Raw genomic sequence first — 26,278 nt, 5'->3', positions numbered from 1 at the left:
CGGACGGTGGCATGATGCCGCGCATGCAAGGCGTTCCTCAGCAGTTCGAGCATCCTCAGGACAGCGCGCAGTTCCGGCGCCCTGCGCATCGCGATGGCATCGAGCTGTACCGCGCGCACATCGTCCGCCATGCGTTCGAGCCTCATACGCATGAAGCCTTCGGCCTGGGTGCGATCGAAGCGGGCGTGGAACGGTTCCGCTATCGCGGCAGCGACCATCTCGCACCGCCTGGCTCGCTGGTCCGAATGAACCCCGATGTGCTCCACACCGGCCGCGCCGAAACTGCGGGCGGCTGGCGCTATCGCATGGCCTACATCGATGCCGACGTGGTCGAAGCGGTGACCGGCGATCGTGGCTGGTGGTTCGACGAGGCGGTACTCGCCGATACCGCGCGTGCGTGGCGGGTGACCACGTTGCTCGATGCGCTGTGGCAGGCAGAGGAACCGCTTGCCTTCGACAGTGCGCTGCTCGGCTTGCTGCAGGAATTCCGCGGGCAGGCGCGAATCGCCGCGCCGGCGCGCAGCGATGCCGTGCCGCGTTTCGCGCGCAGTGTCGATTACCTGCGCGCGCACCTGGCCGAGAGCATCACCTTGGAAGAACTCGCGGCGGAGGCGGGGCTGAGCCCGTTCCATTTCCTGCGTTGCTTCCAGGCCGAGCAACACGCAACGCCGCAGCAAGTGCTGATGGCGCTGCGCCTGTTCGAGGCCAAGCGCCGCCTCGCCGCCGACGAAGCCCCGGCGCAGGTCGCTGCCGCCGTCGGCCTGAGCGACCAGGCGCACCTCACCCGTGCCTTCGCCCGCCGTTACGGCGTGACTCCCGCGCGTTACCGGCAGCAGATGCGGCGCTGACCGCAATCTGGTGCAAGACGGCCGTGCGGCCAGGGTGCAGGCTGCGCGCATGCAGACGCAAATGTGGACAGGAACGACCTTCGCACTCACGGCCGGGCTCATGTGGGGCCTGGTCTTCATCGCCCCGTTATTGCTGCCGGAATATCCGGCGGCCTTGCTGTCGGTCGGCCGCTATCTCGCCTTCGGGCTCATCGCCCTGCCGCTGGCGTGGCTGGATCGTGGCGCGCTGGCGCGCCTTGCGCGCAACGACTGGATCGAAGCGCTGAAGCTGGCCGCGATCGGCAACCTGCTCTATTACGTGTGCCTGGCCGCCGCGATCCAACGCGCCGGCGCCCCGCTGCCGACGATGCTGATCGGCACGCTGCCGGTGGTGATCGCGATCAGCGCCAATCTGCGCAGCGCCGGCGGCGAGCGCGCCCGGCGCGACGGGCGCCTGCCCTGGCGCTGGCTCTTGCCATCGTTGCTGCTGATCGCGGCGGGCATCGCCTGCGTCAACCAGGTCGAACTGCAGGCGCTGCGGGCGACGGCGCGACTGGACACGGCGCGTTACCTGCAGGGCGGGTTGCTGGCCCTGGTCGCGGTCGCGTGCTGGACCTGGTACCCGCTGCGTAACGCCGACTGGCTGCGTGCACATCCTGAGCGCAGTCCGCGCACCTGGGCGACCGCGCAGGGCGTGGCCACGCTGCCGCTGGCGGCCTTGGGTTACGCGCTGCTGTGGGCCTGGATGGGGTGGTCGGACGCCACGTTCGCGATGCCGGCCGGACCGCGGCCGCTGGTCTTCGCCGGGTTGATGGCGACCATAGGCCTGTTCGCGTCCTGGCTGGGCACGCTGTGCTGGAACGCCGCCAGCCAACGTCTGCCCCCCGCGCTGGCAGGGCAACTGATCGTGTTCGAGACCCTGGCGGCGCTGGGTTACGCCTTCGCTCTGCGCGGCCGGGTACCGGAACCGCTGACGCTGCTGGGCATCCTGCTGCTGGTCGCCGGCGTTGCCTGGGCGCTGCGGATCCGTCCGGAGGCCGCGGTCGCGCAGGAACATGCGGCTTAACGTCCGCGCGACCTGACGCGGGAATGTTCCGCGCTTCACCCGGACTCGCTACGATCCACACAAGGCGCCGTGCGCGCGCCTGCGCGTGGGGAACGCAATGAAGCTCAGATTGATCGTGCTGCTGTCGATGGCCTTGGGCCTGGTCAGTGGCGCCTTCCTATATTCGCTGCTGTCGGTGAAGCAGCACCAGAAGGAACTGGTTGCCGCGCGCGCGCAGGGTCGCGCCGACGCCGAGAAGGCGATGGCCGACGAACTGGCCGCGCTCAAGCCGGTGGTACTGAAAAAGGTCGCCAACGCGGAGAACAAGTCCGACGGCGTCCATTTCACCTACGAATACGTCAAGCCGAAGAACGCTGAGCTGGAGCCCTTCTATCAGCTCGCCCACGACGGCGACCTGCTGCGCCAGTTGCCGGAGATCAAGGCCATCGACGGCCTGTTGATGCTGCCGCGGCCGATCAAGTTCGTGATGGCCGAGTGCCGCGAGCCCAACGCCTTCTATATGGCCGAGCGCGGCGAAGTGGTCATGTGCTACGAGACGATGAAGGTGCTGCTCGACCGTGGCCAGCAGCTGGCCAAGGACCAGAAACTCGGCGACGAGTACGCGCAGAAGTACCTTGCCGCCAACGTGCGCTTCATCCTGCTGCACGAAACCGGCCACGCGCTGATCGACATGCTCGACATCCCGATCACCGGCCGCGAGGAAGACGCTGTCGATCAGCTCGCGACCACGCTGATGCAGCGCTTCGCCGGCATGAACGAATCCTCGCGCCAGGTCAGCGAGAACCTGCGCATGGCCTCGAACTGGTTCCTCGCCCGCAGCACCGGCGCGTACAGCCTCGATGCCTACGCCGATGAGCACGCGTTGGGCGAGCAGCGCTACTTCAACCTGCAATGCCTGGTCTACGGCAGCAATCCGGCGCGCTACATCGGCATCGTCACCGACGGCGATCTTCCGGAGGCGCGTGCGAAAACCTGCCCCGCCGAGGCCCGCCGCGTCGACAAGGCCTGGCTGCGCCTGTTGCTCCCGCACGTCGCGCCGAAGTACGAGATGACCGAGGAGAAGGCAAACCGGTTGTTCGAGCAGCGCGAGCGCGAACGCAACCGCAACGCCGAGCTGCCGTACGTGCGCTGACCAAGGACGCGTATGCGCGCCGCATGGTTGGCCTTGATCCTTGTCCTGAGCGGCGCGGCGAGCGCCGCCGAGCCGATGCGCGCAACCAAAGTCCGGGTCGATAAGTCGGACCGCAGACTTTACGTCTACAACGGCGAGCGCATGGTCGCATCCTATCGCGTGGCGCTCGGCATCAATCCCGTCGGGCACAAGCAGCAGGAAGGGGACCGGAAGACGCCCGAAGGGCGCTACGTGTTGGACTACAAGAATCCCAGCAGCTTGTATTACCGCTCGATCCACATCTCCTATCCCAACGCCACCGACAAAGCCGCCGCACGCAAGCGCGGCGTCGCTCCAGGTGGCGCGATCATGATCCACGGCCAGCCCAACGACCCCGTGGTCCGTCGGCGCGTTCGCCTGTATCCCTGGCCCGACTGGACGGATGGCTGCATTGCGCTATCCGACCAGGACATGGATGCGCTTTGGAAGATGGTGCGCGTTCCTACACCCATCGAGATCACGCCCTAGTGATCCGGCGATAGCCGGGCGTTCGCAAATCACGAACGAAGCGTTCGCTGAAGCAGCGATTTCCCTATGGAAGCGGGGTCAGTTCCGATTCCACGAACAGCATGTTGCAGTTCAAGCCGACCCAATCACGCGGGTTGCTTCTACGTTGCGCAGACGTCCACCGTCTTGAGGTCGCAGGGATGCTCGACTTACATAAGCGCATATGGCTGGCGCGGGCCATGAATCGACGGAGGCTGTCGGGTGGCGCGATGCTGGTGGGCCTCGCCGCTCTGGCTGCATGCACCGAGGCGGTTCCGGACCTCACCACTTACGTGCACATGAGTCACCGCTTCGGCGTCTGCATGCGGCCGCTCGAAGGCGCCTCTTATCGCTTGATATCGCACGGCATCGACAGCGACGACGGAGAATTCGTCCTGGCCGATGCCAGGATCGAAACCCAGGTGACCTACAACCAGCCGTTTGACGCCGAGCTGCCATCAGGCGAGGGGCCGGCGTTTCGCTATATGGGCATGCAGCGCCTGCGGGGTGAGGATCACCTCTTGCTGGGCTACGAGGCCGAGCCCAATGGCAACGAGACGTACGTGGTCTTCATAGCGCCCGACCTGAGCGAGGCCGAGCCGATCCTGCGTGCGCAGGACTTCGTCGTCACCTGCGAGGGCGCAATGACGTATTGATCGCGCCAGTTGCGGATGCCGATATACGAAAAAGCCCGGCGATAGCCGGGCTTTTTCGTGAAGGGTCGCAGCAGGTCAGCCGGCGAGTCCCGCCAGCGCTGCATTGAGCGTGACGCTCGGGCGCATCGCCTTGGACAACTTGTCCATGGCGGGCTTGTAGTAGCCGCCGATGTCGACGGGCTTGCCCTGTACCGCAATGAGCTCTTCGACGATCTTGGCTTCGTTGTCGGTCAGCGCCTTCGCAAGCGGCGCGAACTTGGCCTGCAGTGCGGTGTCGGCCGTCTGTTCCGCCAAGGCTTGCGCCCAGTACATCGCCAGATAGAAGTGGCTGCCGCGGTTGTCGATGCCGCCAACCTTGCGCGAGGGCGACTTGTCGTTGTCGAGGAACTTGGCATTGGCCGCATCCAGCGTGTCGGCCAGCACCTGCGCGCGCTTGTCGCCGTAGCGGTTGGCGAGGTGTTCGAGCGACGCGGCCAGGGCCAGGAATTCGCCGAGCGAATCCCAGCGCAGGTAGTCCTCTTCGACGAACTGCTGCACGTGCTTGGGCGCGCTGCCACCGGCGCCGGTTTCGAACAGGCCGCCGCCCGCCATCAGCGGCACGACCGACAGCATCTTCGCGCTGGTGCCCAGCTCCATGATCGGGAATAGATCGGTGAGGTAGTCGCGCAGCACGTTGCCGGTGACCGAGATCGTGTCCTGGCCCTTGCGGATGCGCTCGAGCGAGAACTTCATCGCGTCGACCGGCGCGAGAATGCGGATGTCCAGGCCGGCGGTGTCGTGGTCCTTCAGGTAGCGCTCGACCTTGGCGATGACGTTGCGGTCGTGCGCACGCGCGCTGTCCAGCCAGAACACCGCCGGGGTGTGGCTCAGGCGCGCGCGATTGACGGCCAGCTTCACCCAGTCCTGGATCGGCGCGTCCTTGGTCTGGCACATGCGCCAGATGTCGCCGGCATGCACGGCGTGCTCCATCAGCACGTGGCCGGCGTCGTCGCTCACGCGCACCACACCGTCGGCCGCGATCTGGAAGGTCTTGTCATGCGAGCCGTATTCCTCGGCCTTCTGCGCCATCAGGCCGACGTTGGGCACCGAGCCCATCGTCGCCGGATCGAATGCGCCGTGTGCCTTGCAGTCCTCGATCACGGCCTGGTAGATGCCGGCGTAGCAGCGGTCCGGAATCACCGCCTTGGTGTCCTGCAGCTTGCCAGCGGCGTTCCACATGCGGCCGCTGTCGCGCAGCATCGCCGGCATCGAGGCGTCGACGATCACGTCGGACGGCACGTGCAGGTTGGTGATGCCCTTGTCGGAATTCACCATCGCCAGGCCCGGACGCTGCGCATAGATCCCCGCGATGTCGGCTTCGATCTGCGCGCGCGTGTCCGCCGGCAGCGAGGGCAGGCGCGCGTAGAGGTCGCCGATGCCGTTGTTGGCGTCGAAGCCGACCTGCTCCAGCGCGGCCGCGTGCTTCTCCAGCACCGGGCCGTAGAAGCGCTTCACAGCGACGCCGAACATGATCGGGTCGGAGACCTTCATCATCGTCGCCTTCAGGTGCAGCGAGAACAGCACGCCCTGCGCCTGCGCTTCGGCGATCTGCGCATCGACGAAGTCGGCCAGCGCCTGCGTGCTCATCACCGAGGCGTCGACGACTTCACCGGCCTTCACCTTCAGGCCGGTCTTGAGCATGTGGCTGCGGCCGTCGTTGCCGACGAATTCGATCTTCAGCGTGGTGGCGTCGCCGATCACCGCGGATTGCTCGCTGCCGTAGAAGTCGCCGTTCGCCATGTGCGAAACATGCGACTTCGAATCCGCCGACCAGGCGCCCACCTTGTGCGGATGCTTGCGCGCGTACGCCTTCACCGAGGCCGGCGCGCGGCGGTCGGAGTTGCCTTCGCGCAGCACCGGGTTCACCGCGCTGCCCTTGATCTTGTCGTAGCGGGCCTTGATCTCGGCGTCGCGCTCGCCGCGCGGCTCTTCCGGGTAATCCGGCAGCGCGTAGCCCTGCGCCTGCAGCTCCTTGATCGCCGCTTTCAGCTGCGGCACCGAGGCGCTGATGTTAGGCAGCTTGATGATGTTTGCGTCCGGCGTGGTCGCGAGCTGGCCGAGTTCGGCCAGGTCGTCGGCGATCTTCTGCTCGTCGCGCAGGAAGTCGGGGAACTGCGACAGGATGCGGCCGGCCAAAGAGATGTCGCGGGTTTCGACCTGGATGCCGGCGGTGCCGGTATACGCCGCGACGATCGGCAGCAGCGACGCGGTCGCCAGGAACGGCGCTTCGTCGGTCAGGGTGTAGAGGATCTTCGGGGCGCTGTTCGCGGAGTCGGACATTGGGGGCTCGTTGGCTCGGTCGTTCGGATGAGAGGGCGGCGGGGCGGCCGCAGGCCCGGCGGCGTACGGCCGCGGGCAGACAGACCCGCCATTGTCGCGGTTCAGGTGGGCCCGGGCCAAGCCGCCGCCAACCGCACGGGCGCGTACGCAGCGTTCCGTCCGAGTCCGCCGCGCCGCCGCGTTTTGTCTAAACAGGGAGGGCGTGAAAGGGTCAAAGCAGGTTCATGGGCGGTTCGCGACACTCGTTTCCGCATTCATGGACACCGCCTTCACAAATGCTCAACAAGTGCCTTGCCGTCGTGGCCCTGGCGCGTTGTACTGGCACCGCGGATGCAGGGTGGGCACCGTAGTTCCGGTGGTACGGTCATGCTGAAGAAATTGCTGCTTCTATCGTTGTTTCTGCTGGTTACCGCCTGCCAGGCGAAGACGCCCGAGCGCGCGCCGGTGACGCTGGGCGATGACGCCAGTACAGGGCCGGCCAAGCCGGTCGTCGCCCAGCCGCTGCCGGAAATGGCACCGGGCGATTACCTCAAGACCACTTACTGGCCTGAAGCCGAGCTCGACACCGGCGAGGCCTACATCAGCTGCGACTACGACTACCTCCAGTACGGCGACGGCGAGAAGCTCGAAGAGCTCACCTTCTTCGCGGTGGTCGACGCGCTCACGCCGTGCCAGCCCAAGGGCGTGGTTCGCTTGCGCTACGAGGGCAAGATCGGTTCAGGTTTCACCGCCCTGGTGCAGCGCATCGCGGCGGTCGCCGATCGCATGGAAATTCCCGTGCGCATCCTCGACATCAACTCCTCCGGCGGCCACGTCGAAGAAGCCATCCGCGCCGGCGACAGCATGGCCGAGCAGCGCTGGGCGATCTGGGTGCGCGACGGCTCGTACTGCCACAGCTCGTGCGTGTTGATTCTGGCCGGCGGCGATACGCGTTCCATCGCCGGCGACGTCGGCATCCATCGCTTGTTCCGCGATCAGTCCAAGGCCACCTCGCGCGCCGAACTCAGCGCCGAGCTCAAGGACGTCAGCAGCCAGGTGCGCGACTACCTGATCCGCAATGGCGCGGATGTGCGCATCGCCGATCTGATGATGACCGTGGCCAACCGCCGCCTGCGCCTGCTCAGCGAAAGCGAGCTGCGCGAATACGGCCTGTCGGGCAGCAACGCGGTACAGGACGACCTCGACCGCATCCGCGTGACGCGCCGTTGCGGCGAAGACTTCGCGCGCCGTCGCGATGCCTGGCTGCGCGCGTTCGAAGGCGAGTGCCTGGAGCCGGGCAAGGCGTTCGAGGTGCTCGACCAGTGCGGCCGCGCGCTGGAGCCGCGCTTCGGCTTCCCCGATGCGAGATGTCCGTCCGACAGCCCCACCGCCGATCGTCGCGGCCTGCCTACCGGCACGGCGGCCAAGGCGTTCCTGGTGCCGCCGCTGAAGCTGGAAGGCAGCCGCAAGCCGGTGGACGTGGCGAAGAAGTAAGCCGCTACTCGACGTCGTTCGCGGCGGCGCCGCAGCATTTCTTGTACTTCTTGCCGCTCCCGCACGGGCACGGTTCGTTGCGATCGGGCGTGGCGGCCTTGCGGATCGGTTCGCGCGGGGTCAGCGCATCGATGCGGTGGTGGTGCAAGTCGGCCAGCATGCCCGGCAGCGAGGCGATGATCTCCAGCCGTTCGCGGTAGCCCACCGGCGTGCCGGGCGCCTCGGGATCCTCACCGATCACCTCGCCGCTGGCGAGTTGGTCCAGGCGGGCGAAGATATCGTCGATCCATTCGTTCTCGTCCAGCCACTTCTCCCAGGCCGCTTCGCGCAGCTCCACGGCGCGGAAGAAACCGAAGGCCCAGTCGCGGCCGACGTCGAGTTCGTCGGGGTGCTCGGCCTCGGCTTCCTCTGGCAGCCACAGCAGCGGCGCCAGGTGTTCGGGCAGGTCGTCGTCGCCGTAGCGCACGCGCTGGCTGGCCATGTTCCAGTGGCCCTGCAGCAGAGCTTCGACTTCGCCGCGTTCGGCCTCGTCGGCCCAGCGCGGCGGCTTGCCCCAGACCGCGGGCTGCCATTCGGCGGCGGGTACGTCTTCGGGTGCGACCACCAGCGCGGACAGGTAGCCGTCGAGCGCCTCCAGGTTGAAACCCTTGAAGGGCACGGCGCGCTGGTCGAGGAGGTCGGACAGGCGTTCGATCTGTGCGTCGTCGAGGTAGTTGGGGGCTTTCATGGCGGCGGGGGCGGTTCGGGGTGCACAGGGTAGTCGTTCGCGCGCAGCGTGGCATTTGTTGGCTGCTGGCCGGCACGGATACGCCGATTCGACGCTCCGCCCTAGACTGCGGAGCCGAGCGGCCGCGACCGGTCGCGAAGCCGAGGTGCGCCATGCGCTTTCGCTATCCCGTCATCGTCCTGGCCTTGCTGCTTGGAGGTTCGAGCATGAGCACGCAAGCGGCACCGGCCGCATTGATGCGGTGCGAAGCGGCCGAGCATCGCCAGTTCGATTTCTGGCTGGGCGAATGGGAGGTCTTTGGTGGCCCGCGTGGCGACACGCGCGTCGGCACCAATCGCATCGAACGCAGCGAAAACGGCTGCTGGCTGGTGGAGCACTGGCAGGGCGCCAGTGGCAATCACGGCACCAGCACCAACGCCTGGGATGCGCAGTTCAAGGTATGGCGGCAGTTCTGGGTCGGCGGCGACGGCGTGGTGCTGCGCCTGGAGGGCAGACGCCAAGGCGACGCGATGGTGATGAGCGGCGAGTTGCCCGATGGCAAAGGCGGCATGCAGCGGCAGCGCATCAGCTGGACGCCGCAAGCGGACGGCAGCGTGATCCAGCAATGGGATACGTCCGACGATCAGGGCGCGAGCTGGCAGACCAGCTTCCGTGGCGTGTATCGGAAACGCGCGAAGAAGTCTGAGTAGCGCGACGGGCAATCGCCGACAATGGCGGCATGAACCCGAACACTTCTGCGTGCCCGTGCGGGTCCGGCCGCGCCTATTCGCTCTGCTGCGAACCATTCCATCGCGAGGCCGCGTCGGCACCGACCGCCGAGGCGTTGATGCGATCGCGCTACTGCGCCTATGTGCACGGGGACGCCGATTACCTGCGCGCGACCTGGCATGCTTCCACGCGTCCGGCGACGCTGGACTTCAGCGATGCAGCGAGCACGCGCTGGCTGGGCCTGGAGGTGAAGCGGCATGTGCTGCAGGACGCGGATCACGCCAGCGTAGAGTTCGTTGCGCGCTATAGGATCGGCGGCGGCTCGGCGGTCCGCCTGCACGAGATCAGCCGCTTCGTGCGCGAAGACGGGCGCTGGTATTACCTCGACGGCGAGTTCCCGGCACGCTGAGCCAAACAAAAAAAGGGCGTGGTATGCACCACGCCCGGGCTTGCCCGTCCCCGCTAATTGCGGGGCGGAGAGAGGCGGTTACTTCACTTCGAATTCGCGCGTCTGCACGACGTTGCCGTCCTGCGACACTTCGACCTTGTACTTGCCCTTCGGCCAGCCGTCAGGCTTGGCGATATGGAATGCCGTGTTGCCCGTGCCGGTGAGGTTAGCGTCGGCGCTCTCCTCCTTGACCACCTGGTTACTGTCGACGTGAGTCCACTTGACGCCGAGCTTGGCCGGCACGCTGGCAGCAGGATCGCTGGTGCTGGTACCGATCGACGCGTAGATCGTGTCCTTCGGCGCGAAAGTCGTGGCCGGCGTCGCCACCTTGTTGTCGGCTCCGACGGCAGTACCGAGATCGACGCTGGTGACGGAGGCGGTGGCAGGTGCCGGCGCGGGTGCGGGCGCCGGAGCTGGCGTGGTAGCCGGCGGCGGCGTGGTAGCGACCGGTGCGGGCTCTTCCTTTTTCTTGCAGCCGACGATCGCAACGGCACCGATCACGGCGACCAGCAGGGCGGAAGAAATGCGATGACGATTCATGCTTCTGGTTCCTTGGGCAAAGGTGGTCATGGGGTGCAAACGGTGTGCGATCACTCCGCGTCGAGCGCGGGGATCTTCAGCACCTGGCCGGGATAGATCTTGTCGGGGTCGTCGAGCTGGTCGCGGTTGGCCTCGAAGATCACCTGCCACTTGCTGGCCTTGCCGTAGTGCTCCTTGGCGATATGCGAGAGCGTGTCGCCCTTGACCACGGTGTAGGTCATCTCGCCGCCTCCGCCGGTGCCGCCACTGCCACCGGTGATTTCCTCCGTGGAGGAAACGCCCGAACGCACATTGGAAAAGTCGGGCCGGAGTTGCTCGGTGCTACTGACACCGCTCTGCACGTTGGAAAAGTCGGGTTTCTTCTCGTTGCTCATTGAGGGGGCTCCTCCCCGGCGTCGTAATCGACGCGGCAACGGTGGCACGCGACCTGTTAAGGAAATATGGCGGATTCAGGAAGGTCGCCGCGATGCATTCAGCGGGACGCTCATTGGCGAAGGTCGCGGCCCACGGCCGGCCGGGATGCCCCAGGCGTGGCGCGCCACGGATTGATGTCGAGGCCGCCGCGCCGGGTGTACCGCGCTTCCACCGACAGCCATTGCGGCCGCGCACGCGTCAACAGATCGGTGAAGACGCGTTCGACGCACTGCTCGTGGAATTCGGCGTGGTCGCGGAAGGACACCAGGTAGCGCAGCAGCGACGCCCGATCCAGGCGCGGCCCGCGGTAGGCGATCTCGATCCGCGCCCAGTCGGGCTGGCCGGTGACGGGGCAGTTGGACTTCAGCAGCGAACTGCTCAGCGTTTCCTCGACGACGTCGCCCGCATCGGCCGCGAGCAGCGCAGCATCGGGCGGTCCGTAGCAATCGATGGCGACCGGCAGCGCGTCGATGGATTCGCCGGTTTCGATCTCGTCGATCCGGGGCAGGCCGAAACGCACGTCCACCGCCGCGCCGGCGGCATGCGACAGATCTTCGGCGATGCGCGCGAGCACCGCATCGTCGCTCTCGAAGCGCGTCGCGTTGAACGAATTGAGATAGAGCTTGAGCGACTTGGATTCGATCAAGTGCGGCGAATGCGCCGGCACCTCGAAAGTCGCGGTCGCCACGCGCGGCTTGCCCTGCGCGTCCAGCCAGCTCAGTTCGTAGGCATGCCAGCGATCGACGCCGCTGAAGGGCAGGGCGGCGTCGTCGACGCCGATATGTTCGCGGCCGAGCGTGCGCGGGATCGGGCAAAGCAGCGACGCGTCGAATTCGCGCGGGTAGTCGATGTGGCGGCCGAGCGGCAGGTCTTGCGGATTCATGCCGCGATTTTACCGGGGCAATGCACGCCGGCGCAGAAATCGGATATCGCGCCGGGCGGGCGGCACGGACACTGCGTCCACCCACACAGCGCCGAAATCACCATGCTCACGCTCTACGACTACCTGCCCTCACAGAACGCCTGGAAAGTCCGCCAGTTGCTTGCGCACCTGCAGCGCCCGTACCGGACCGAGCTGGTGAGCATCTTCGAGGGCGAAGGCGCCAGCGCGGCCTATCGCGCGATCAGCCCCACCGGCACCGTGCCCGCGATCGTGCTCGACGATGGCCGCACGCTGGCCGAGTCCAACGCGATCCTGATGTTTCTCGCGCAGGGCACGCCGTACCTTCCCGACGATGCATTCGGGCAGGCCAAGACCTGGCAGTGGCTGTGCTTCGAGCAGGAGCGCATCGAAAGCCAGATCGGCGCGCTGCGGCACTGGACGCTGACCGGAAAGCTGGCGCGGCGCCCGGAGGCGCTGGTGGAACTCAAGCGCGCGGCCGGCGCCAACGCGCTGGCGATCCTCGATCGTGAGCTGGGCACGCGGGACTTCATGGTCGGTGACTGCTACGGCATCGCCGACATCGCCCTGTTCGCCTATGCCAGCCGCGCCGACGAAGCCGGGTTCGACCTGGAGACCTACCCGAACGTGTCGGCCTGGGTCGGGCGGGTGCGGCAACAGCCTGGTTTCCTCGCCGCGATGCACCCGTATTCGATCGATCCCCATTCCAGTCGGGAATTGGGTGCTCCGGTACCCGCCCGCGAGCCGGCCTGACAGGCACTGAGGCCGGATTCCGCCTCCTAGCGCCCGAAAGCCTTCCCCCAAGTGGGGGAGGGCCAGGCCCATAGGCCATCAGTCACGGCAACGGTTCCGGCCAAAAACGCATCTGAATCAGTGAGTTCCGCAGTGGTCGGCCCCGCCAGGGAATTTAGGTCTTCGGTGGGGTGACTTCCGGCACAGGTGAATGATCGAGGTGGTGTTGTACTTTACCAACACACCAAGGCACACCCACTCAGCACCACCCCACGAGGAAACCACCATGAACGTCATCCGCACCTTCGAAGCCCGCCGCCAGGACAACGCCAAGTCCGCCCCCGCCACTCAGCCCGCCCCTGCCCGTCATCTGCACCGCGAACGCGATTTCGGCGTCGGCTACGGCAACAGCAGCGGCTATGCCAGCAACCGCCGCTATTCCAGCAGTGGCTTCGCCCCCCTGTTCCGCTGCGCGTAACGCGCACCCACTCCGGCGGCTGTACCCCCCAGCAGCCCCGAGGAGACCGTCATGAACGCCCGTTTTGCCGAAGTCCGCACTTCCAACTCGACCACCCAGGCCCCGATCGCCACGGCTGCCCAAGGCGCCGCGCAGGCCACCTCCACCCGCCATGTGCACCGCGAACGCGATTTCGGCGTCGGCTATGGCAACAGCAGCGGCTATGGCCGCGAGCGCTACACCAGCAACGGATTCGCACCGCTGTTCCGTTGCGCCTGAGATGAAATTTCCGCGGCATCGCGCCGCCCCCGCGCGATGACCGCTTAACCCTTCCCCGTGGGTGCGGCCCCCGGCCGGCGCGTAAGGACTCCTCCCCACCTTCGCGCTGGCCGGCGGGAACCGCCGTCCCCTGAGCCGGCTGCTTCGAACCGGCCGCTTCGAACCGGCCTTTTCGGCTCGACCCGGGCCGCGTGTATCGTCGCGCGATGACCGAATCGACCCCCGCCACGCGCAGCGCGCGCCCGCTGTTCCGCAGCGAAACCACCCTTGCCGATCTCAACGCCCTGTCCAAGGACACGGCCATGATCCCGCTGGGTATCGTCTTCACTGAGATCGGCCCCGACTACATCCGCGCCACGATGCCGGTGGATGCACGCACGAAGCAGCCGTATGGCCTGCTCCACGGCGGTGCTTCGGTGCTGCTCGCCGAGACCCTGGGCAGCACGGCCGGCGGCCTGTGCGCGCCCGAAGGCAAAGGCGTCGTCGGCATCGAGATCAATGCCAACCATCTGCGTGGCGTGCGCGACGGAACCGTCACCGGTACCGCGCGGCCGCTGCATGTGGGTGCCAGCACGCAGGTGTGGGAGATCCGCATCGAAGACGAAGCCGGGCGGCTCGTGTGCATCTCGCGGCTGACGCTGGCGGTAGTGGGGCGCCCCGCGCAGAGTTGAAAAGCGGCCGTACGAAGTCTGCTTCCGTACGCCGACGTGTTGTGACTGCGGGATGCGATTGCCCCCCACTGCTTCAGCGCAAATTAGTCATTGTTCCCGGCCGCGGACGCGGCAGTTACGCATAACTGTTTCATTGCAGTCGTGGGGTCGGTATCGTCCGCACATGACTGCGCCGTCCCCCACGATCGGCGCCAACGCGCCCGGGGCGCGAATGGCGCGCGCCCTGCGATATCTCTATCGGCTTCCCTTGTTGGCCTGGCACATCCTCGTGCACCTGCCGCTGGCGATGCTGATGACCACGCCACTCACCGCGCGCCTGCGCTGGGGCGACGAATCGCTGGAGCATCGCGTGATCCGCGCCTGGTCGGCGGGCCTGATGCGCGTGTTCGGCTTCCGTCTGCGCCGCGTCGGCAAGCCGGTGCCGGGTGCGGCCATGTTCGTCGCCAACCACGTCAGCTGGATCGATATCGAGACGCTGCACAGCCAGCGCATGATGGGCTTCGTCGCCAAGCGCGAAATCCAAAGCTGGCCCGTGGTGGGCTGGCTGGCCGAGCGCGGCGAAACCATCTTCCACGCGCGCGGCAGCACCGAGTCACTCGGCGGCGTGTTGCACGAGATGCTCGCGCGCCTGCGCAACGGCCGCAGCGTCGGCGTGTTTCCGGAGGGCGGCACGCGCGGTGGCCGCGAAATCGGACCGTTCCACGCGCGCATCTTCCTCGCCGCGGTCGAAGCCGGCGTGCCCGTGCAGCCGGTCGCGCTGCGCTATGGCGAGGGCGCAAGCGCGCAGCACGTAGTGGCGTTCCAGCCGCGCGAAAGCTTCTTCGCCAACTTCGTGCGTCTGCTGGGCGAGCCCGCACGCGTGGCCGAGGTGCATTTCCTGGCGCCGATCGCGCCGGGCGAAACCGATGGCCGCCGCCGTATTGCCGAGCTGGCCCGCTCGCGCATCGTCGACGCGATGACGGGCGCCTAGATGGATGAGCGGGCGCCCCATCCCGATCCCGCGGCGGACGCGCTGTCCGCCGCCGAATCGAGTGCCCGCTCCAATGGACAGGATTATGGTCAGCCGATGCTGACCGCCGCCGACTACCGTCCGCCGCGCTGGTTGCGCAACGCGCACGTGCAATCGCTGCTGGGCACCAGCGCCTTGCGCCGCTGGCACGGCGAACGCGCGCTGCGCGACTGCGGCGCGGTCACCACCCAACACCTTATCGACGGCGGCGAAGGCATACGCCTGCACGGCCTGCACAGCATCGTGCCCGGCACGGCACCGCGCGGCCTGGCGCTGCTGCTGCATGGCTGGGAAGGCAGTGCCGATTCCAGTTACATGCGCCTCACCGCGGCGCAGCTGCTGCGTCGCGGCTTCGAAGTGTTCCGCCTCAACTTCCGCGACCACGGCAACACCCACCACCTCAACGAAGGCATCTTCCACTCCAACCGCATCGACGAGGTCGTGCACGGCGCTTGCGACGTCGCCCGCCGCTTCCCGCGGCGGCCGCTGGTGGTGGCGGGCTATTCGCTCGGTGGCAACTTCGCCCTGCGCCTGGCCTTGCGCGCCCCGGCGACGGGCCTGGAGATCACCCACGTCGCCGCCGTGTGCCCGGTGCTCGATCCGGCGCGGACGATGGAATCCATGGAGCACGGGTTGCCCGTCTACATGTGGTACTTCGAGCGCAAATGGCGCGAGTCGCTGGCGCGCAAGCGCGAGCTGTTTCCGCAATTGCACGCGTTCGACAACCAGGTGCTGGCGATGCGCATGCGGCCGTTGACGCAATGGCTGGTGGAGCGGCACACCGACTTCGGCACCTTGGACCGCTACTTCGACGGCTACTCGATCGCCGGCAACCGCCTGGCGGGCCTGCAGGTACCGGCCAGCCTGCTGATGGCCGCGGACGACCCGGTCATTCCGGTCGAAGGCTTCCATCAGCTGCAGCTGCCGCAGGACGCGCAGGTGGAAATCGCGCCCTGGGGCGGCCATTGCGGGTTCCTGGAGAACGGCCGGCTGGAAGGTTTCGCCGAGCGCTGGACGGCCGAACGCCTCGCCGCGGCGGTCATGGCCGCCGCGCCCGCCGCAGCCTGATCCGATCAGGAACCCGGCAGTCCGCGCGGGCCGGCGCGGCGGCTTACAATCGCCGACTGTCCTGCATTTCCGATCGAAGCCTCCCATGTACGAACCCATCATCGACGCGCTGCGCCGCGGCGCCGCCGACGAAGCCCTGTCCGCCGCACGCGAAGTCGTCGCGGCCAATCCGCAGGACGCGACCGCCCACCGCCTGCTCGGCGCCGCCCTGCAGCTGAGCGGCGACCGCGCCGCCGCGCTGGCCGCCGTCGACGCCGCCCTGGCCCTGACACCCGACGATGCCGGCTTGCACGTGGAGCGCGCCGGCCTGCTGCTGGGCGAGCGCCAACTGGACGAAGCCCAGGCGTCCCTGGCTCGGGCGACGGGACTCGATCCGAACCAGTTCCCGGCCTACATCATCCAAGGCCAGCTCGCGCTGACCCGTGGCGATCTGACCGAGGCCGAGCGCCTGGCCAAGCTCGCCTCGCGCATCGCCGCGGACCATCCGCAGGTCGCCGCGATCGAAGGCATGGTCCTGCTGCGTCGCGGCGATGCCGATCGCGCACTGGCGGTCCTGTCGCAGGCTTACCAGACGGCGCCGGAAGATCCGACCGTGCGCAACGCGCTCGGCTTCGCGCACATCGCCAAGGGTCACTTCGCGTTCGCGGAGCAATGCTTCCGCAAGCAGCTGGAAACACAGCCCGACTCCGCACCGCTGCGCGGCCTCATTGTCGATCTCGTGCGTCGCCAGGGTCGCTTCGTCGAAGCGGCGGACGAGGCGGCGACGCTGATCGAATCCGACAACGCCTCGCCGGGCCTGAAGCGTGTGGTCGGCGAACTCGAACTGCAGGCCGGTCGCATTGACCGCGCCCTGCCGCCGCTGAAGGCCGCCTTCGAGGCGATGCCGCGCGACCGCCGCACTCTCGAAGCCTTGCTCGCTGCGTGGCAACGCACCGGCGACCCGGCCGACGCGCGCGCGACGCTGGACGCCGCCGTCGCCGCGCATCCGCAGGAGGACGACCTGTGGCGTGCGCGCCTGGTGATCGAGCCGTTCGCCGGACCCGAAGCGCTCGCGATCGTGGAGCGCTGGATGGAAGTGGCACCGGACTACATCCCCGCGCTGCAGGCCCGCGCGGCGATCCACGACCACGCCGGCGAAACCGAAGAAGCCGACGCGATCGCCTATCAGATCGTCGCGATCGAGCCCGGGCAGACCCAGGCGGAACTGCGCATCGTGCACCGCCTGATGCAGACCGATCCGGCCGCGGCCATCGCCCGTGTCCAGGGCTTGCTGGACCAGGCGACCGACCCGGGCATCAAGCGCTCGTTGCGCCAACTGCTGGGCCGTTGCCATGACGCCGCCGGCGACACCGCACGCGCCGCGGCGGAGTGGTCGGCATTGCATGCCGAAGTGATCGACCAGCGCCTGCCTTTGCCGCCGCTGACTGATGACATCGGCGAACTGCCGCCGCTGGCTCCGCTGCCGGAAGACCCGGCGGGCGTGCTGCTGCTGTGGGGGCCGCCGGGTTCGCAAGTCGAACGCATCGCAATGACGTTCGACGTGCCCGGCTCGCCCTTCGTCGCCGACCGCTACAGCATGCAGCCGCCGACCGATCCGCTGCAGCGCTACGGCACGCCGCAGGAACTGCTGGATGGCCGGCTCGACGGACAGTTCCTGGTGAATCAGTGGCGCGCCGCGCTACCGAACCGTGGCGTTCGCGGCAATCAGGTCTTCGATTGGCTGGTGTTCTGGGACAACGCACTGCTGCACGCGCTGCGCCCGTATCTGCCCGAAGGCATGCTGATGATCGCCGTGCGCGATCCGCGCGACATGCTGCTGGAGTGGCTTGCCAATAGCGCGCCGCAACGGTTTGCGCTGGAGTCGCCGAAGATCGCGGCACAGTGGCTGGCGCATGCCCTGCAGCAGATCGCCGATCTGCATGAAAAGGATCTCTTCCCGCACCGCTTGCTCAAGCTCGACGCACTGGTCGCCGATCCCACGGCCATGGCACAAGCGCTGGCCGAAGCGCTGGAAACGACGGTGCCCGTCCCGCCGGCGCTCGGAGCGCAGAGCTTCGCCCCGGATCACTGGCGCGCCTATGCACAGCCGCTGGCCGAAGCGTTCGCTCTGCTCACGCCGGTCGCGGTACGGTTGGGCTATCCGGAAAACTGACGCGACGGCGGTCGTCGTCTTTTTGCCGCCCGCTCATGCGGGCGGCGCCGCAAGGACCAGGAGCGCAGATCATGCAGATCCACAGCGACAGCTTCGAGCACCGCCAGCGCATTCCCGCCGAGTTCGCCGCGGGCCAGCCCACGGGCGACAGCTACGGCTTCGCGCCGAACCGCAATCCGCACCTGGCGTGGCGCGACGTGCCCGAGGGCACGCGGTCCTTCGTGCTGCTGTGCATCGATCCGGATGTACCGACCGATGCGAGCCCGTCGCCGATTCCGGTCGACCAGCCGCGCACCGACTTCACCCATTGGGCGATGGCGGACATTGCCGCCGACGTGCGCGAAATCGCGGCCGACAGTTGCAGCGATGGCGTGGTGCCGCACGGCAAGGCCGCGCCCAAGGGTCCCGCGGGCAGCCGCCAGGGGTTGAACGACTACACCGGCTGGTTCGCTAACGATGCGGACATGAGCGGCGACTGGCGCGGCTACGATGGCCCGTTCCCGCCGCCGCACGACCTGCGCCTGCACCGCTATTTCTTCCGCCTGTTCGCGCTGGACGTGGCGAAGTTGGACGTGCCCGATCGCTTCACCGCCGGCGAAGCATTGCAGGCGATGCAGGGTCATGTGCTGGGTGAGGCCTCGATCTACGGGACGTACTCGCTCAATCCCGCCGTGGTGGGATAGCGCGCCCGCGCCTGTTACCGTTTGGTCTCGGGGGAGACCACATGAACGAGCACAACCCATACGCCGCTTCCAGCGCAGCGCTGGAACGCACGCTGCCGCGGCTGGACATCGATTCGGCGCCGAAGGGGCGCCGATTCCTCAACTGGCTGATCGACAAGCTGGTGATCTACGGGATGTTCGCGCTGCTCGGCGTCGTGCTGGCTTTCACGAACAATCTGGTCGCGATTGAGTGGTTCGACAAGCTCAACCGGCTGACTGACATGCTGCTGACTTGGACGGTGCTGGTGACGTACTACACCGTCATGGAAGGCGCGTTCGGCTTTACGATCGGCAAGCTGATCACGAATACGCGCGTCGTGGACGAATACGGCCAGCCGCCCTCGTTTCGCAAGGCGTTTCTACGCAGCCTGTGCAGGCTGATCCCGTTCGACGCGCTTTCGCTCCTGATGAGCGATGAGGGGACGCGACGCGGATGGCACGACTCGCTTCCCAAGACGTATGTCGTCACGCGGCCGCGGCGCGGTGCGCCGGTAGGCAAGCCGCGCCATTCCGTCAGCGAGCAGTTCGGCGAAAGCGCGGTATCGCCGGCTCAGGCCGCAAACCCGATTGCCGACCCGCTGTAATCGAGATCGGTGGGCAAGCCGGTGTTACTGCCCGGCGGGTACCAGCAACAGCAGAGCAATACCCAGCACCACGCGGTACGCCGCGAACACCGTGAAGCGGTGGTTCTGGATGTAATGGAGCAACCACTTCACCGCGACGAAAGCGGTGATCGCCGACGCGACGAAGGCGACGCCGAGCGCCGACCAATCCTCGTGCGCCGCCTCGCCGCTGCCGACCACGGAGAGCAGCTCGTAGCCGGTTGCGGCAAACATCGTGGGAATACCGAGCAGGAACGCGAATTCGGTCGCGGCCGCGCGCTGGGTGGTGCCGGCGAGCAGGGCGACGAAGATCGTCGCCGATGAGCGCGAGGTGCCCGGGAATACGCCCGCCACCACCTGCGCAAGGCCGACCAGAATGGCGACCAGCCAAGTGATCTTGGCGCGCTCGCCCAACGCCGTCGCGCGCTTGGCCGCGAAATACTCCGCCGCCACCATCCAGATCGCGCCGACCACCAAGGCGGTTGCGATCGGCGTGACCGTTTCCGGCAATTGGTAGCCCAGCTTCTTGACCAACAGGCCGAGCACCGCGGTGATGCCGAACGCCAGCGCCAGCTTGGCCGCGTAGTCGCGACTCTCGTGTTCGGTGAAGAACTGCGTCGCCAGCTGCCACAGCCGCTGCCGGTAGATCAGCACCACCGCGAGGATCGCTCCGGCCTGGATCGCCACGTTGAACAGATCGCTGCGATGGCCCAGCCAACGCTCCGCGATCAGCAGGTGACCGGTGCTGGAAATCGGCAGGAACTCGGTGATGCCTTCGATGATGCCGAGCAGCAGCGCGGCGAGGAGATCGGTCATGGGGCTGGCGATACGGCGGGCGGGAGACGGCGGCCGCTGATTACGGCCGGCCAAAACGGTGCGCAGCATAGCCCAAGCGATGTCGGCACCAGGTTGGTGCCGATCACGTTCTGTTGCACCTACTTGGTGCGATTGGGCGCCGGCTGGCGAGGCATGCGCAAAGAAATCAAATAGTTATGGCCTCGAAGAAGTTGGCACGCCGCTTGCTTCCTAGTCCCTGTCGCACGCGTTTGCGTAAGCCCATCCCGTATCCCCAATCCCGGACCCAAGCCATGTCGATCGAACACGTCGAAAAACTCATCAAGGATCACAAGGTCGAATTCATCGACCTGCGCTTCGCCGACATGCGCGGCGTGCAGCACCACGTGACCTTCCCCAAGTCGATCGTCGAACCCTCGCTGTTCGAGGACGGCAAGATGTTCGACGGTTCGTCGATCTCCGGCTGGAAGGGCATCAACGAATCCGACATGGTGCTGCTGCCCGACCCGAGCACCGCCTTCCTGGATCCGTTCACCGCCGATCCGACCCTGGTGCTGACCTGCGACATCCTCGACCCGGCCACCATGCAGGCCTACTCGCGCGATCCGCGCGGCGTCGCCAAGCGCGCCGAGGCCTATCTGAAGTCCTCCGGCATCGCCGACCAGGCCTTCTTCGGTCCGGAGCCGGAATTCTTCATCTTCGACAGCGTCCGTTTCGCCAATGACATGGGCCACACCTTCTTCCACATCGATTCGGAAGAAGCGCATTGGAACTCCGGCCGCGAATACGAAGGCGGCAACACCGGCTACCGTCCGATGGTGAAGGGCGGCTACTTCCCCGTCGCGCCGCTGGACTCGCTGCACGACATCCGCGCCGAGATGTGCAAGACGCTGGAACAGGTTGGCATGGAAGTGGAAGTACACCACCACGAAGTGGCCAACGCCGGCCAGTGCGAAATCGGCACCAAGTTCAACTCGCTGGTGAAGAAGGCCGACGAACTGCTGACGATGAAGTACGTCATCAAGAACGTCGCCCACCGCAACGGCAAGACCGCGACCTTCATGCCCAAGCCGATCGTCGGCGACAACGGCAGCGGCATGCACGTGCACCAGTCGCTGGCGAAGGACGGCAAGAACCTGTTCTCCGGCGACGGCTACGGCGGCCTGTCGCAGATGGCGCTGTGGTACATCGGCGGCATCTTCAAGCACGCCCGCGCGATCAACGCGTTCGCCAACTCGACCACCAACTCCTACAAGCGCCTGGTGCCGGGCTACGAAGCGCCGGTGATGCTGGCCTACTCGGCGCGTAATCGCTCCGCGTCGTGCCGCATTCCGTACGTCGCCAACCCGAAGGCACGCCGCATCGAGATCCGCTTCCCCGATCCGATGAACTCCGGCTACCTTGTCTTCGCCGCGCTGATGATGGCCGGCCTGGACGGCATCAAGAACCAGATCGACCCGGGCGCCCCGAGCGACAAGGACCTGTACGACCTGCCGCCGGAAGAAGAGAAGAACATCCCGACCGTGTGCCACTCGCTCGACCAGGCGCTGGAAGCGCTGGACAAGGACCGCGAGTTCCTCAAGGCCGGCGGCGTGTTCACCGACGACTTCATCGACGGCTACATCACGCTGAAGATGCAGGAAGTCACCCGCTTCCGCGCGGCGACGCATCCGCTTGAGTACCAGATGTACTACACGATCTAAGGCTTCACGCTGCAAAGCCCCTCTCCTGCCGGGAGAGGGGTTGAACCACCACTAGCAACACCATCACTGCGCGGCCATTCCCCTCGCAGTGCATGCAGGCTCCGGTTCGCGGCCATCCCCGCGTTCCGGCGCGTCCGCCTCGCGACGATCGCGAGCGCCACCATCGCCTCGCGGCTCGTCCCTGCGCAGCGCATCCCGGTCTCCGCGGCATCCCCTGCGGCACCACGACGGCTCAAGCCGTCGCCCTGGTACACCCCTTGCACAAGCGCACAAGAACACCGCGAAGACGGTGCGGGCCGCTGCACGCCCGCGATCGGCAGGGAACGCGAATACGCCGCGACTCACGGACTATCAGACGAAGTACCCGACCGGGGAGGGTCACATGAGGGTTTACGCCATGACACATCGTTACATCGCCGCCGCTTCATCCATCGCGGTTTCCGCTCTGCTCCTGCTCGCACCCGCGAGCGATGCGCAGGCAGGCACCAGTGGTTCCATCGCCCTCACCAGCGATTACCTGTTCCGCGGCATCTCGCAGAACGATCAGGACCCCGCACTGCAGGCGGGCGTGGAATACGCCGCCGACAGCGGCTTCTACGTCGGCACTTGGGGCAGTAACGTCAGCTGGCTATCGGACCTCAGTGCCGCCGGCACGTCGGTGTCGAACAGCCTGGAGCTCGACGTTTACGGCGGCTACCGCGGCAAGTTGTCCGAAGCCGTGAGCTACGACGTCGGCGCGCTGTACTACTGGTATCCGGGCGACTATCCCTCCGGGTTCAACAGTCCCGATACCGGCGAGATCTATGCCGGCGTCACGGTCGCCGCGTTCAAGGGCGCAACGATCGGCGCGAAGTACTCGTACGCCGTGACCGACCTGTTCGGCTACACCGACTCCGACGGCAGCGGCTACCTCGACGTCAATGCGAACTGGGAGTTCGTGCCGAGCTGGACGCTCAACGTCCACGGCGGCAAGCAGTGGGTCGAGAACAACGACATCGCCGAATACGCCGACTGGAAAGTGGGTGTGACCAAGGCGTTCGCCAACGGCTTCTCGGCGGCGATCGCCTATGCGGACACCGACGCCGACGAGCCGTTCTACACCAACGCCTACGGCCACTTCCTCGGCGAGGACACGGTGGTGTTGACGGTGACGAAAGCCTTCTGAAGAACCTACCGGGACACCGTTCGAACCATCCGCCAGCAACACCATGGGAGCCGATCGATGAAGTTGATCACCGCGATCATCCGCCCGTTCAAGCTCGACGAGGTGCGCGAAGCGCTCACCGAAGTCGGCGTGTCGGGCATCACCGTCACCGAAGTCAAAGGCTTCGGACGGCAGAAGGGCCACACCGAGCTGTACCGAGGCGCCGAGTACGTAGTCGATTTCCTGCCCAAGCTGAAAGTGGAATGCGCCGTCACGGAAGAGGCTCTGGAGGCCGCGCTGGAAGCGCTCGCCAACGCCGCGCGGACGGGCAAGGTCGGCGACGGAAAGATCTTCGTCCAGGCGCTCGAGCGCACGGTGCGCATCCGTACCGGCGAACTCGACGACGACGCGCTATGAACCCCTTACTGCGAGATTCGATATGAACACTCTAGTGATCGAACCCCGCGCCGGCGGGGTAATGGGTACGGGAAGCGACGGACGGGCAGGGCGGTGGGCGCACGCGCTTGCCCGTCTTGTTCTCTCTATCGCCGTTTTGGCATTGCCGGCGACCGCGTTCGCCCAGGAAGCCGCAGCCGCGGCCGCACCGGTAGCGAACAAAGGCGACGTCGCGTGGCTGTTGGTGTGCTCGGCGCTGGTCATCTTCATGACCTTGCCGGGGCTGGCGCTGTTCTACGGCGGGTTGGTGCGCAGCAAGAACGTGCTGTCGGTATTGATGCAATGCCTGCTGGTGTTCTCGCTGGTGGCGGTACTGTGGGCTCTGTACGGCTACTCGTTGGCATTCACCGGGGGCAATGCCTTCGTCGGCGGCTTCGACCGGGTGTTCGCGAAAGGACTCACGGCGAGCGCGATGGCGGCGACGTTCACCAAGGGCGTAGTCATTCCGGAGCTGGCGTTCTTCGTGTTCCAGGGCGCCTTCGCCTGCATCACCTGCGCGTTGATCGTCGGTGCGTTCGCCGAACGGGTGAAGTTCGCCGGGGTGCTGGTGTTCACCGTGTTGTGGTTCACCTTCGCCTACGCGCCGATGGCGCACATGGTGTGGTTTTTCCCAGGGCCGGATGCGTTCACCAGCAATGATGCCGTGCCCGGAGTGCTGGCGCAGTCGGGCTTCCTGTTCGCGAAGGGCGCGCTCGACTTCGCCGGCGGCACGGTGGTGCACATCAATGCAGCCGTCGCCGGCCTGGTCGGCGCGTACTTCACCGGCAAGCGCATCGGCTATGGACGCGAAGCGATCAAGCCGCACAACCTGACCCAGACCATGGTCGGCGCATCGATCTTGTGGTTCGGCTGGTTCGGCTTCAACGCCGGCTCCGCGCTGGAAGCCAATGGCGTGGCTGCGCAGGCCTTCGTCAATACCTTCCTCGCCACCGCGGCGGCCGTGCTCGGATGGACCACGGTGGAGTGGATCGGCAAGGGCAAGCCATCGATGCTCGGTGCGGCATCCGGCGCGGTTGCCGGACTCGTCGCGATCACGCCCGCTGCGGGCTTTGTCGGACTGTGCGGTGCGCTGATCATCGGCGCCGCCGCGGGCGTGGTGTGCCTGTGGGGCGTGAGCGGGTTGAAGCGGCTGCTTGGCGCGGACGATGCGCTCGACGTATTCGGCGTACATGGTCTGGGCGGCATCCTCGGCGCGGTACTCACCGGGGTATTCGCGGCACCGTCGCTGGGCGGTTCGGGCATCTGGGATTACGTCACCGAAACCGCGCTGCCCGACTACTCGATCGCATCGCAGGTGTGGATCCAGGTGCAGGGTGTTGGCATCACGATCGCGCTGTCGGGCGGTGTCGCGCTAATCAGCTTCCTGATCGTGAAGTACACCGTCGGCCTGCGCGTGAATGAAGAGGCCGAGCGCGAAGGCCTCGACATCACCTCGCACGGCGAGACGGCATACGAGAACTGACGTACCGGAACGACGCAGGGCGGGCGCAAGCGCGCCCTGCGTCATTGCGCGGTAGCGCAATGAAAAACGGCGGGGCTTTCGCCCCGCCGTTGGATAGCTCACAGCACGACATTCATTGCTTGGTCGGCATGTTGACCTTGTCGATACCGTGGATCACGCCGTTGCTCGAGTCGATGTCGGCCGAAGTGACCAGCGCGCCGTCGATGCTGACCTTGTCTTCGGTCATCTTGATCGGCGCGGACTGCCCGCCGAGGGTCTTCGCGGCCTGCCACTTGCCAATGTCGGCCACATGCTTGCGACCGCTGACGACGTGGTAGTTGAGCAACGAAATAAGTTCCTTCTTGTTCTCGGGATTGAACAGTTCTTCAAGCTTGCCTGCCGGCAACTTCTCGAACGCAGCGTCGGTCGGGGCAAAGATGGTGAAGGGGCCGGCGCCACGCAGCGTATCGCTGAGGCCGGCCTGTTCGATGGCCTTGCCGAAGGTCTTGAAGGACCCGTTGGCGGCGGCGGTATCGAGGACGTTCTTGCCGGTGGTGGTGGTGTTGGTCAGGGTATCCATGAGATTGAGTGCCTTTGAAATACGATTCGCAGATGTGCGAAATCGAGAGCGGCCGAAGCCATTACCCTGCTGCAAGCAGGGTTGCGGGGCTCAGTGCGAAGGGGGAGGGGAAAGAAGTACCGCGCGGCTGAGTGGCCGTTACGACGTTGCGTCGTAGTGCGAGTAGAGAGTGCGCCTTATCTTGTTACTTGGATGTTATCTGGCGACGCACTTCGAGCGCTTCGTTGACGGCGCACAACCGCGTACGGGTTCAGACTCGAAGATTGCAGGAGGATCGTCATGGGAAACGAGTCGAACAATCGAAATGGTGAAATCGAGGCCGAAGCGCACATCGCCGCGACCCTGGCGGCAGCATTGATCGCGCGCGGCTTCAACATGCCCGCCGCATCCAATACCACCATGGCCGCCACGCAAGCCGTGGATATCTACCGACTGGTCCTGGAGAGGTTGAGAAATGCGGGCGAAGCGCCCGATGCGGAGTAGAGCTGCTATCCGTAGCTCGACTCAGCTAACGAGCGGATGTCGGCGCATCGACGCCGATGCCGACCTCGCAGGAAGATGTTGATCGGATACTCAACGGTAGATGGCGATATGCCGTTGCGATGGGCCAGCCCTCGTTCTCGGCCACGGCCATCGCTCGCGCGATGCTCTTGCCAGCTGATCGAGCAATCGGACCACACGTACTGACGTAACGATGTCGCTTGTCTCGCTTCATACAACGGCTCCTGGTC

29 protein-coding genes are annotated in these 26,278 nt (G+C 66.4%); 22 read left to right on the top strand and 7 right to left on the bottom strand.

Annotation, left to right across the window (positions count from 1 at the left end):
- The first annotated feature begins 23 nt into the window (after positions 1–23).
- The 5 genes from ACYVJ8_RS12430 (at position 24) to ACYVJ8_RS12410 (ending at position 4,206) form a co-directional block, all read left to right on the top strand.
- Complete coding sequence (locus ACYVJ8_RS12430) at positions 24–848, top strand: AraC family transcriptional regulator (RefSeq protein WP_460712830.1); 825 nt, start codon at positions 24–26, stop codon at positions 846–848.
- A 49-nt stretch (positions 849–897) separates the two neighbouring features.
- Positions 898–1,893, top strand: a complete 996-nt coding sequence (locus tag ACYVJ8_RS12425; protein WP_460712828.1) for a DMT family transporter — start codon at positions 898–900, stop codon at positions 1,891–1,893.
- A gap of 97 nt (positions 1,894–1,990) precedes the next feature.
- On the top strand, positions 1,991–3,025 hold the full coding sequence (locus ACYVJ8_RS12420) for a DUF4344 domain-containing metallopeptidase (protein ID WP_460712826.1): 1,035 nt from the start codon (positions 1,991–1,993) through the stop codon (positions 3,023–3,025).
- 12 nt (positions 3,026–3,037) lie between these two features.
- Complete coding sequence (locus tag ACYVJ8_RS12415; protein ID WP_460712824.1) at positions 3,038–3,532, top strand: L,D-transpeptidase family protein; 495 nt, start codon at positions 3,038–3,040, stop codon at positions 3,530–3,532.
- 101 nt (positions 3,533–3,633) lie between these two features.
- The gene (locus ACYVJ8_RS12410) at positions 3,634–4,206 is read left to right on the top strand and encodes a hypothetical protein (RefSeq protein ID WP_460712822.1); all 573 of its coding nucleotides are present in this window, start codon (positions 3,634–3,636) and stop codon (positions 4,204–4,206) included.
- Between the two features lie 75 nt (positions 4,207–4,281).
- Here ACYVJ8_RS12410 and ACYVJ8_RS12405 read toward each other — a convergent pair whose 3' ends face one another.
- Positions 4,282–6,525, bottom strand: coding sequence for an NADP-dependent isocitrate dehydrogenase (locus tag ACYVJ8_RS12405; protein WP_460712820.1), 2,244 nt, complete (start codon positions 6,523–6,525; stop codon positions 4,282–4,284).
- Between the two features lie 366 nt (positions 6,526–6,891).
- Between ACYVJ8_RS12405 and ACYVJ8_RS12400 the strand changes: the two genes are divergently transcribed.
- Positions 6,892–7,998, top strand: a complete 1,107-nt coding sequence (locus tag ACYVJ8_RS12400) for a COG3904 family protein (RefSeq protein WP_460712818.1) — start codon at positions 6,892–6,894, stop codon at positions 7,996–7,998.
- 4 nt (positions 7,999–8,002) lie between these two features.
- On the opposite strand, the gene ACYVJ8_RS12395 is transcribed toward ACYVJ8_RS12400, so the two are convergent.
- Complete coding sequence (locus tag ACYVJ8_RS12395) at positions 8,003–8,725, bottom strand: UPF0149 family protein (RefSeq protein WP_460712816.1); 723 nt, start codon at positions 8,723–8,725, stop codon at positions 8,003–8,005.
- A gap of 206 nt (positions 8,726–8,931) precedes the next feature.
- Here ACYVJ8_RS12395 and ACYVJ8_RS12390 point away from each other — a divergent pair, with 206 nt between their 5' ends.
- Together ACYVJ8_RS12390 and ACYVJ8_RS12385 are read left to right on the top strand one after the other, a co-directional pair.
- Positions 8,932–9,414 carry a hypothetical protein gene (locus tag ACYVJ8_RS12390; RefSeq protein ID WP_460712814.1) on the top strand — a complete coding sequence of 161 codons (483 nt, stop codon included), beginning with the start codon at positions 8,932–8,934 and terminating at the stop codon, positions 9,412–9,414.
- Between the two features lie 29 nt (positions 9,415–9,443).
- The gene (locus tag ACYVJ8_RS12385) at positions 9,444–9,842 is read left to right on the top strand and encodes a YchJ family protein (protein WP_460712812.1); all 399 of its coding nucleotides are present in this window, start codon (positions 9,444–9,446) and stop codon (positions 9,840–9,842) included.
- A gap of 78 nt (positions 9,843–9,920) precedes the next feature.
- Here the strand turns inward: ACYVJ8_RS12385 and ACYVJ8_RS12380 are convergent, their stop codons facing one another.
- From ACYVJ8_RS12380 to queF, 3 genes are all read right to left on the bottom strand, one after another.
- Positions 9,921–10,421 carry a hypothetical protein gene (locus ACYVJ8_RS12380; RefSeq protein WP_460712811.1) on the bottom strand — a complete coding sequence of 167 codons (501 nt, stop codon included), beginning with the start codon at positions 10,419–10,421 and terminating at the stop codon, positions 9,921–9,923.
- Positions 10,422–10,471: 50 nt separating this feature from the next.
- Complete coding sequence (locus ACYVJ8_RS12375; RefSeq protein WP_460712809.1) at positions 10,472–10,795, bottom strand: LysM peptidoglycan-binding domain-containing protein; 324 nt, start codon at positions 10,793–10,795, stop codon at positions 10,472–10,474.
- 110 nt (positions 10,796–10,905) lie between these two features.
- Positions 10,906–11,718, bottom strand: a complete 813-nt coding sequence (queF, locus tag ACYVJ8_RS12370; protein WP_460712807.1) for an NADPH-dependent 7-cyano-7-deazaguanine reductase QueF — start codon at positions 11,716–11,718, stop codon at positions 10,906–10,908.
- Between the two features lie 102 nt (positions 11,719–11,820).
- On the opposite strand from queF, the gene ACYVJ8_RS12365 reads away from it, so the two are divergent.
- From ACYVJ8_RS12365 to ACYVJ8_RS12325, 9 genes are all read left to right on the top strand, one after another.
- The gene (locus ACYVJ8_RS12365; protein ID WP_460712805.1) at positions 11,821–12,489 is read left to right on the top strand and encodes a glutathione S-transferase family protein; all 669 of its coding nucleotides are present in this window, start codon (positions 11,821–11,823) and stop codon (positions 12,487–12,489) included.
- 265 nt (positions 12,490–12,754) lie between these two features.
- On the top strand, positions 12,755–12,946 hold the full coding sequence (locus ACYVJ8_RS12360) for a hypothetical protein (protein WP_460712803.1): 192 nt from the start codon (positions 12,755–12,757) through the stop codon (positions 12,944–12,946).
- A 51-nt stretch (positions 12,947–12,997) separates the two neighbouring features.
- Positions 12,998–13,204, top strand: a complete 207-nt coding sequence (locus ACYVJ8_RS12355; RefSeq protein WP_460712801.1) for a hypothetical protein — start codon at positions 12,998–13,000, stop codon at positions 13,202–13,204.
- A 302-nt stretch (positions 13,205–13,506) separates the two neighbouring features.
- The gene (locus ACYVJ8_RS12350) at positions 13,507–13,875 is read left to right on the top strand and encodes a hotdog fold thioesterase (protein WP_460713724.1); all 369 of its coding nucleotides are present in this window, start codon (positions 13,507–13,509) and stop codon (positions 13,873–13,875) included.
- A gap of 163 nt (positions 13,876–14,038) precedes the next feature.
- Positions 14,039–14,845: a lysophospholipid acyltransferase family protein gene (locus tag ACYVJ8_RS12345; RefSeq protein WP_460712799.1), complete on the top strand. Its 807-nt coding sequence runs from the start codon at positions 14,039–14,041 to the stop codon at positions 14,843–14,845.
- Positions 14,846–14,944: 99 nt separating this feature from the next.
- Complete coding sequence (locus tag ACYVJ8_RS12340; protein WP_460713722.1) at positions 14,945–15,952, top strand: YheT family hydrolase; 1,008 nt, start codon at positions 14,945–14,947, stop codon at positions 15,950–15,952.
- An 85-nt stretch (positions 15,953–16,037) separates the two neighbouring features.
- Entirely contained in the window at positions 16,038–18,104 is a 2,067-nt protein-coding gene (locus ACYVJ8_RS12335; RefSeq protein WP_460712797.1) for a tetratricopeptide repeat protein, read from the top strand.
- A gap of 71 nt (positions 18,105–18,175) precedes the next feature.
- Complete coding sequence (locus tag ACYVJ8_RS12330) at positions 18,176–18,787, top strand: YbhB/YbcL family Raf kinase inhibitor-like protein (protein WP_460712795.1); 612 nt, start codon at positions 18,176–18,178, stop codon at positions 18,785–18,787.
- A gap of 41 nt (positions 18,788–18,828) precedes the next feature.
- Positions 18,829–19,410, top strand: coding sequence for an RDD family protein (locus ACYVJ8_RS12325; RefSeq protein WP_460712793.1), 582 nt, complete (start codon positions 18,829–18,831; stop codon positions 19,408–19,410).
- Positions 19,411–19,434: 24 nt separating this feature from the next.
- On the opposite strand, the gene ACYVJ8_RS12320 is transcribed toward ACYVJ8_RS12325, so the two are convergent.
- A complete protein-coding gene (locus ACYVJ8_RS12320) occupies positions 19,435–20,244 on the bottom strand; it encodes an undecaprenyl-diphosphate phosphatase (RefSeq protein ID WP_460712791.1) in 810 nt (269 codons plus the stop codon).
- A gap of 272 nt (positions 20,245–20,516) precedes the next feature.
- On the opposite strand from ACYVJ8_RS12320, the gene glnA reads away from it, so the two are divergent.
- From glnA to ACYVJ8_RS12300, 4 genes are all read left to right on the top strand, one after another.
- A complete protein-coding gene (gene glnA, locus ACYVJ8_RS12315; protein ID WP_460712789.1) occupies positions 20,517–21,926 on the top strand; it encodes a type I glutamate--ammonia ligase in 1,410 nt (469 codons plus the stop codon).
- Positions 21,927–22,323: 397 nt separating this feature from the next.
- Entirely contained in the window at positions 22,324–23,091 is a 768-nt protein-coding gene (locus ACYVJ8_RS12310; RefSeq protein ID WP_460712787.1) for a TorF family putative porin, read from the top strand.
- A 57-nt stretch (positions 23,092–23,148) separates the two neighbouring features.
- Positions 23,149–23,487: a P-II family nitrogen regulator gene (locus ACYVJ8_RS12305; RefSeq protein WP_460712785.1), complete on the top strand. Its 339-nt coding sequence runs from the start codon at positions 23,149–23,151 to the stop codon at positions 23,485–23,487.
- 61 nt (positions 23,488–23,548) lie between these two features.
- A complete protein-coding gene (locus ACYVJ8_RS12300; protein ID WP_460713720.1) occupies positions 23,549–24,988 on the top strand; it encodes an ammonium transporter in 1,440 nt (479 codons plus the stop codon).
- 112 nt (positions 24,989–25,100) lie between these two features.
- Here ACYVJ8_RS12300 and ACYVJ8_RS12295 read toward each other — a convergent pair whose 3' ends face one another.
- A complete protein-coding gene (locus ACYVJ8_RS12295; protein ID WP_460712783.1) occupies positions 25,101–25,547 on the bottom strand; it encodes a fasciclin domain-containing protein in 447 nt (148 codons plus the stop codon).
- A gap of 279 nt (positions 25,548–25,826) precedes the next feature.
- Here ACYVJ8_RS12295 and ACYVJ8_RS12290 point away from each other — a divergent pair, with 279 nt between their 5' ends.
- A complete protein-coding gene (locus tag ACYVJ8_RS12290; RefSeq protein WP_460712781.1) occupies positions 25,827–26,030 on the top strand; it encodes a hypothetical protein in 204 nt (67 codons plus the stop codon).
- The last annotated feature ends 248 nt before the right edge of the window (positions 26,031–26,278 follow it).

The organism is Lysobacter terrae, assembly GCF_054782215.1.
This window is presented reverse-complemented; position numbering and strand designations above follow the sequence as displayed.

What these genes read in the sequence shown, in the direction of transcription:
- ACYVJ8_RS12430 (WP_460712830.1), top strand. Translation starts at nt 24, where the DNA reads ATGCAAGGCGTTCCTCAGCAGTTCGAGCATCCTCAGGACAGCGCGCAG.
- ACYVJ8_RS12425 (WP_460712828.1), top strand. Translation starts at nt 898, where the DNA reads ATGCAGACGCAAATGTGGACAGGAACGACCTTCGCACTCACGGCCGGG.
- ACYVJ8_RS12420 (WP_460712826.1), top strand. Translation starts at nt 1,991, where the DNA reads ATGAAGCTCAGATTGATCGTGCTGCTGTCGATGGCCTTGGGCCTGGTC.
- ACYVJ8_RS12415 (WP_460712824.1), top strand. Translation starts at nt 3,038, where the DNA reads ATGCGCGCCGCATGGTTGGCCTTGATCCTTGTCCTGAGCGGCGCGGCG.
- ACYVJ8_RS12410 (WP_460712822.1), top strand. Translation starts at nt 3,634, where the DNA reads ATGTTGCAGTTCAAGCCGACCCAATCACGCGGGTTGCTTCTACGTTGC.
- ACYVJ8_RS12405 (WP_460712820.1), bottom strand. Translation starts at nt 6,525, where the DNA reads ATGTCCGACTCCGCGAACAGCGCCCCGAAGATCCTCTACACCCTGACC.
- ACYVJ8_RS12400 (WP_460712818.1), top strand. Translation starts at nt 6,892, where the DNA reads ATGCTGAAGAAATTGCTGCTTCTATCGTTGTTTCTGCTGGTTACCGCC.
- ACYVJ8_RS12395 (WP_460712816.1), bottom strand. Translation starts at nt 8,725, where the DNA reads ATGAAAGCCCCCAACTACCTCGACGACGCACAGATCGAACGCCTGTCC.
- ACYVJ8_RS12390 (WP_460712814.1), top strand. Translation starts at nt 8,932, where the DNA reads ATGAGCACGCAAGCGGCACCGGCCGCATTGATGCGGTGCGAAGCGGCC.
- ACYVJ8_RS12385 (WP_460712812.1), top strand. Translation starts at nt 9,444, where the DNA reads ATGAACCCGAACACTTCTGCGTGCCCGTGCGGGTCCGGCCGCGCCTAT.
- ACYVJ8_RS12380 (WP_460712811.1), bottom strand. Translation starts at nt 10,421, where the DNA reads ATGAATCGTCATCGCATTTCTTCCGCCCTGCTGGTCGCCGTGATCGGT.
- ACYVJ8_RS12375 (WP_460712809.1), bottom strand. Translation starts at nt 10,795, where the DNA reads ATGAGCAACGAGAAGAAACCCGACTTTTCCAACGTGCAGAGCGGTGTC.
- queF (WP_460712807.1), bottom strand. Translation starts at nt 11,718, where the DNA reads ATGAATCCGCAAGACCTGCCGCTCGGCCGCCACATCGACTACCCGCGC.
- ACYVJ8_RS12365 (WP_460712805.1), top strand. Translation starts at nt 11,821, where the DNA reads ATGCTCACGCTCTACGACTACCTGCCCTCACAGAACGCCTGGAAAGTC.
- ACYVJ8_RS12360 (WP_460712803.1), top strand. Translation starts at nt 12,755, where the DNA reads ATGAACGTCATCCGCACCTTCGAAGCCCGCCGCCAGGACAACGCCAAG.
- ACYVJ8_RS12355 (WP_460712801.1), top strand. Translation starts at nt 12,998, where the DNA reads ATGAACGCCCGTTTTGCCGAAGTCCGCACTTCCAACTCGACCACCCAG.
- ACYVJ8_RS12350 (WP_460713724.1), top strand. Translation starts at nt 13,507, where the DNA reads ATGATCCCGCTGGGTATCGTCTTCACTGAGATCGGCCCCGACTACATC.
- ACYVJ8_RS12345 (WP_460712799.1), top strand. Translation starts at nt 14,039, where the DNA reads ATGACTGCGCCGTCCCCCACGATCGGCGCCAACGCGCCCGGGGCGCGA.
- ACYVJ8_RS12335 (WP_460712797.1), top strand. Translation starts at nt 16,038, where the DNA reads ATGTACGAACCCATCATCGACGCGCTGCGCCGCGGCGCCGCCGACGAA.
- ACYVJ8_RS12330 (WP_460712795.1), top strand. Translation starts at nt 18,176, where the DNA reads ATGCAGATCCACAGCGACAGCTTCGAGCACCGCCAGCGCATTCCCGCC.
- ACYVJ8_RS12325 (WP_460712793.1), top strand. Translation starts at nt 18,829, where the DNA reads ATGAACGAGCACAACCCATACGCCGCTTCCAGCGCAGCGCTGGAACGC.
- ACYVJ8_RS12320 (WP_460712791.1), bottom strand. Translation starts at nt 20,244, where the DNA reads ATGACCGATCTCCTCGCCGCGCTGCTGCTCGGCATCATCGAAGGCATC.
- glnA (WP_460712789.1), top strand. Translation starts at nt 20,517, where the DNA reads ATGTCGATCGAACACGTCGAAAAACTCATCAAGGATCACAAGGTCGAA.
- ACYVJ8_RS12310 (WP_460712787.1), top strand. Translation starts at nt 22,324, where the DNA reads ATGACACATCGTTACATCGCCGCCGCTTCATCCATCGCGGTTTCCGCT.
- ACYVJ8_RS12305 (WP_460712785.1), top strand. Translation starts at nt 23,149, where the DNA reads ATGAAGTTGATCACCGCGATCATCCGCCCGTTCAAGCTCGACGAGGTG.
- ACYVJ8_RS12300 (WP_460713720.1), top strand. Translation starts at nt 23,549, where the DNA reads ATGGGTACGGGAAGCGACGGACGGGCAGGGCGGTGGGCGCACGCGCTT.
- ACYVJ8_RS12295 (WP_460712783.1), bottom strand. Translation starts at nt 25,547, where the DNA reads ATGGATACCCTGACCAACACCACCACCACCGGCAAGAACGTCCTCGAT.
- ACYVJ8_RS12290 (WP_460712781.1), top strand. Translation starts at nt 25,827, where the DNA reads ATGGGAAACGAGTCGAACAATCGAAATGGTGAAATCGAGGCCGAAGCG.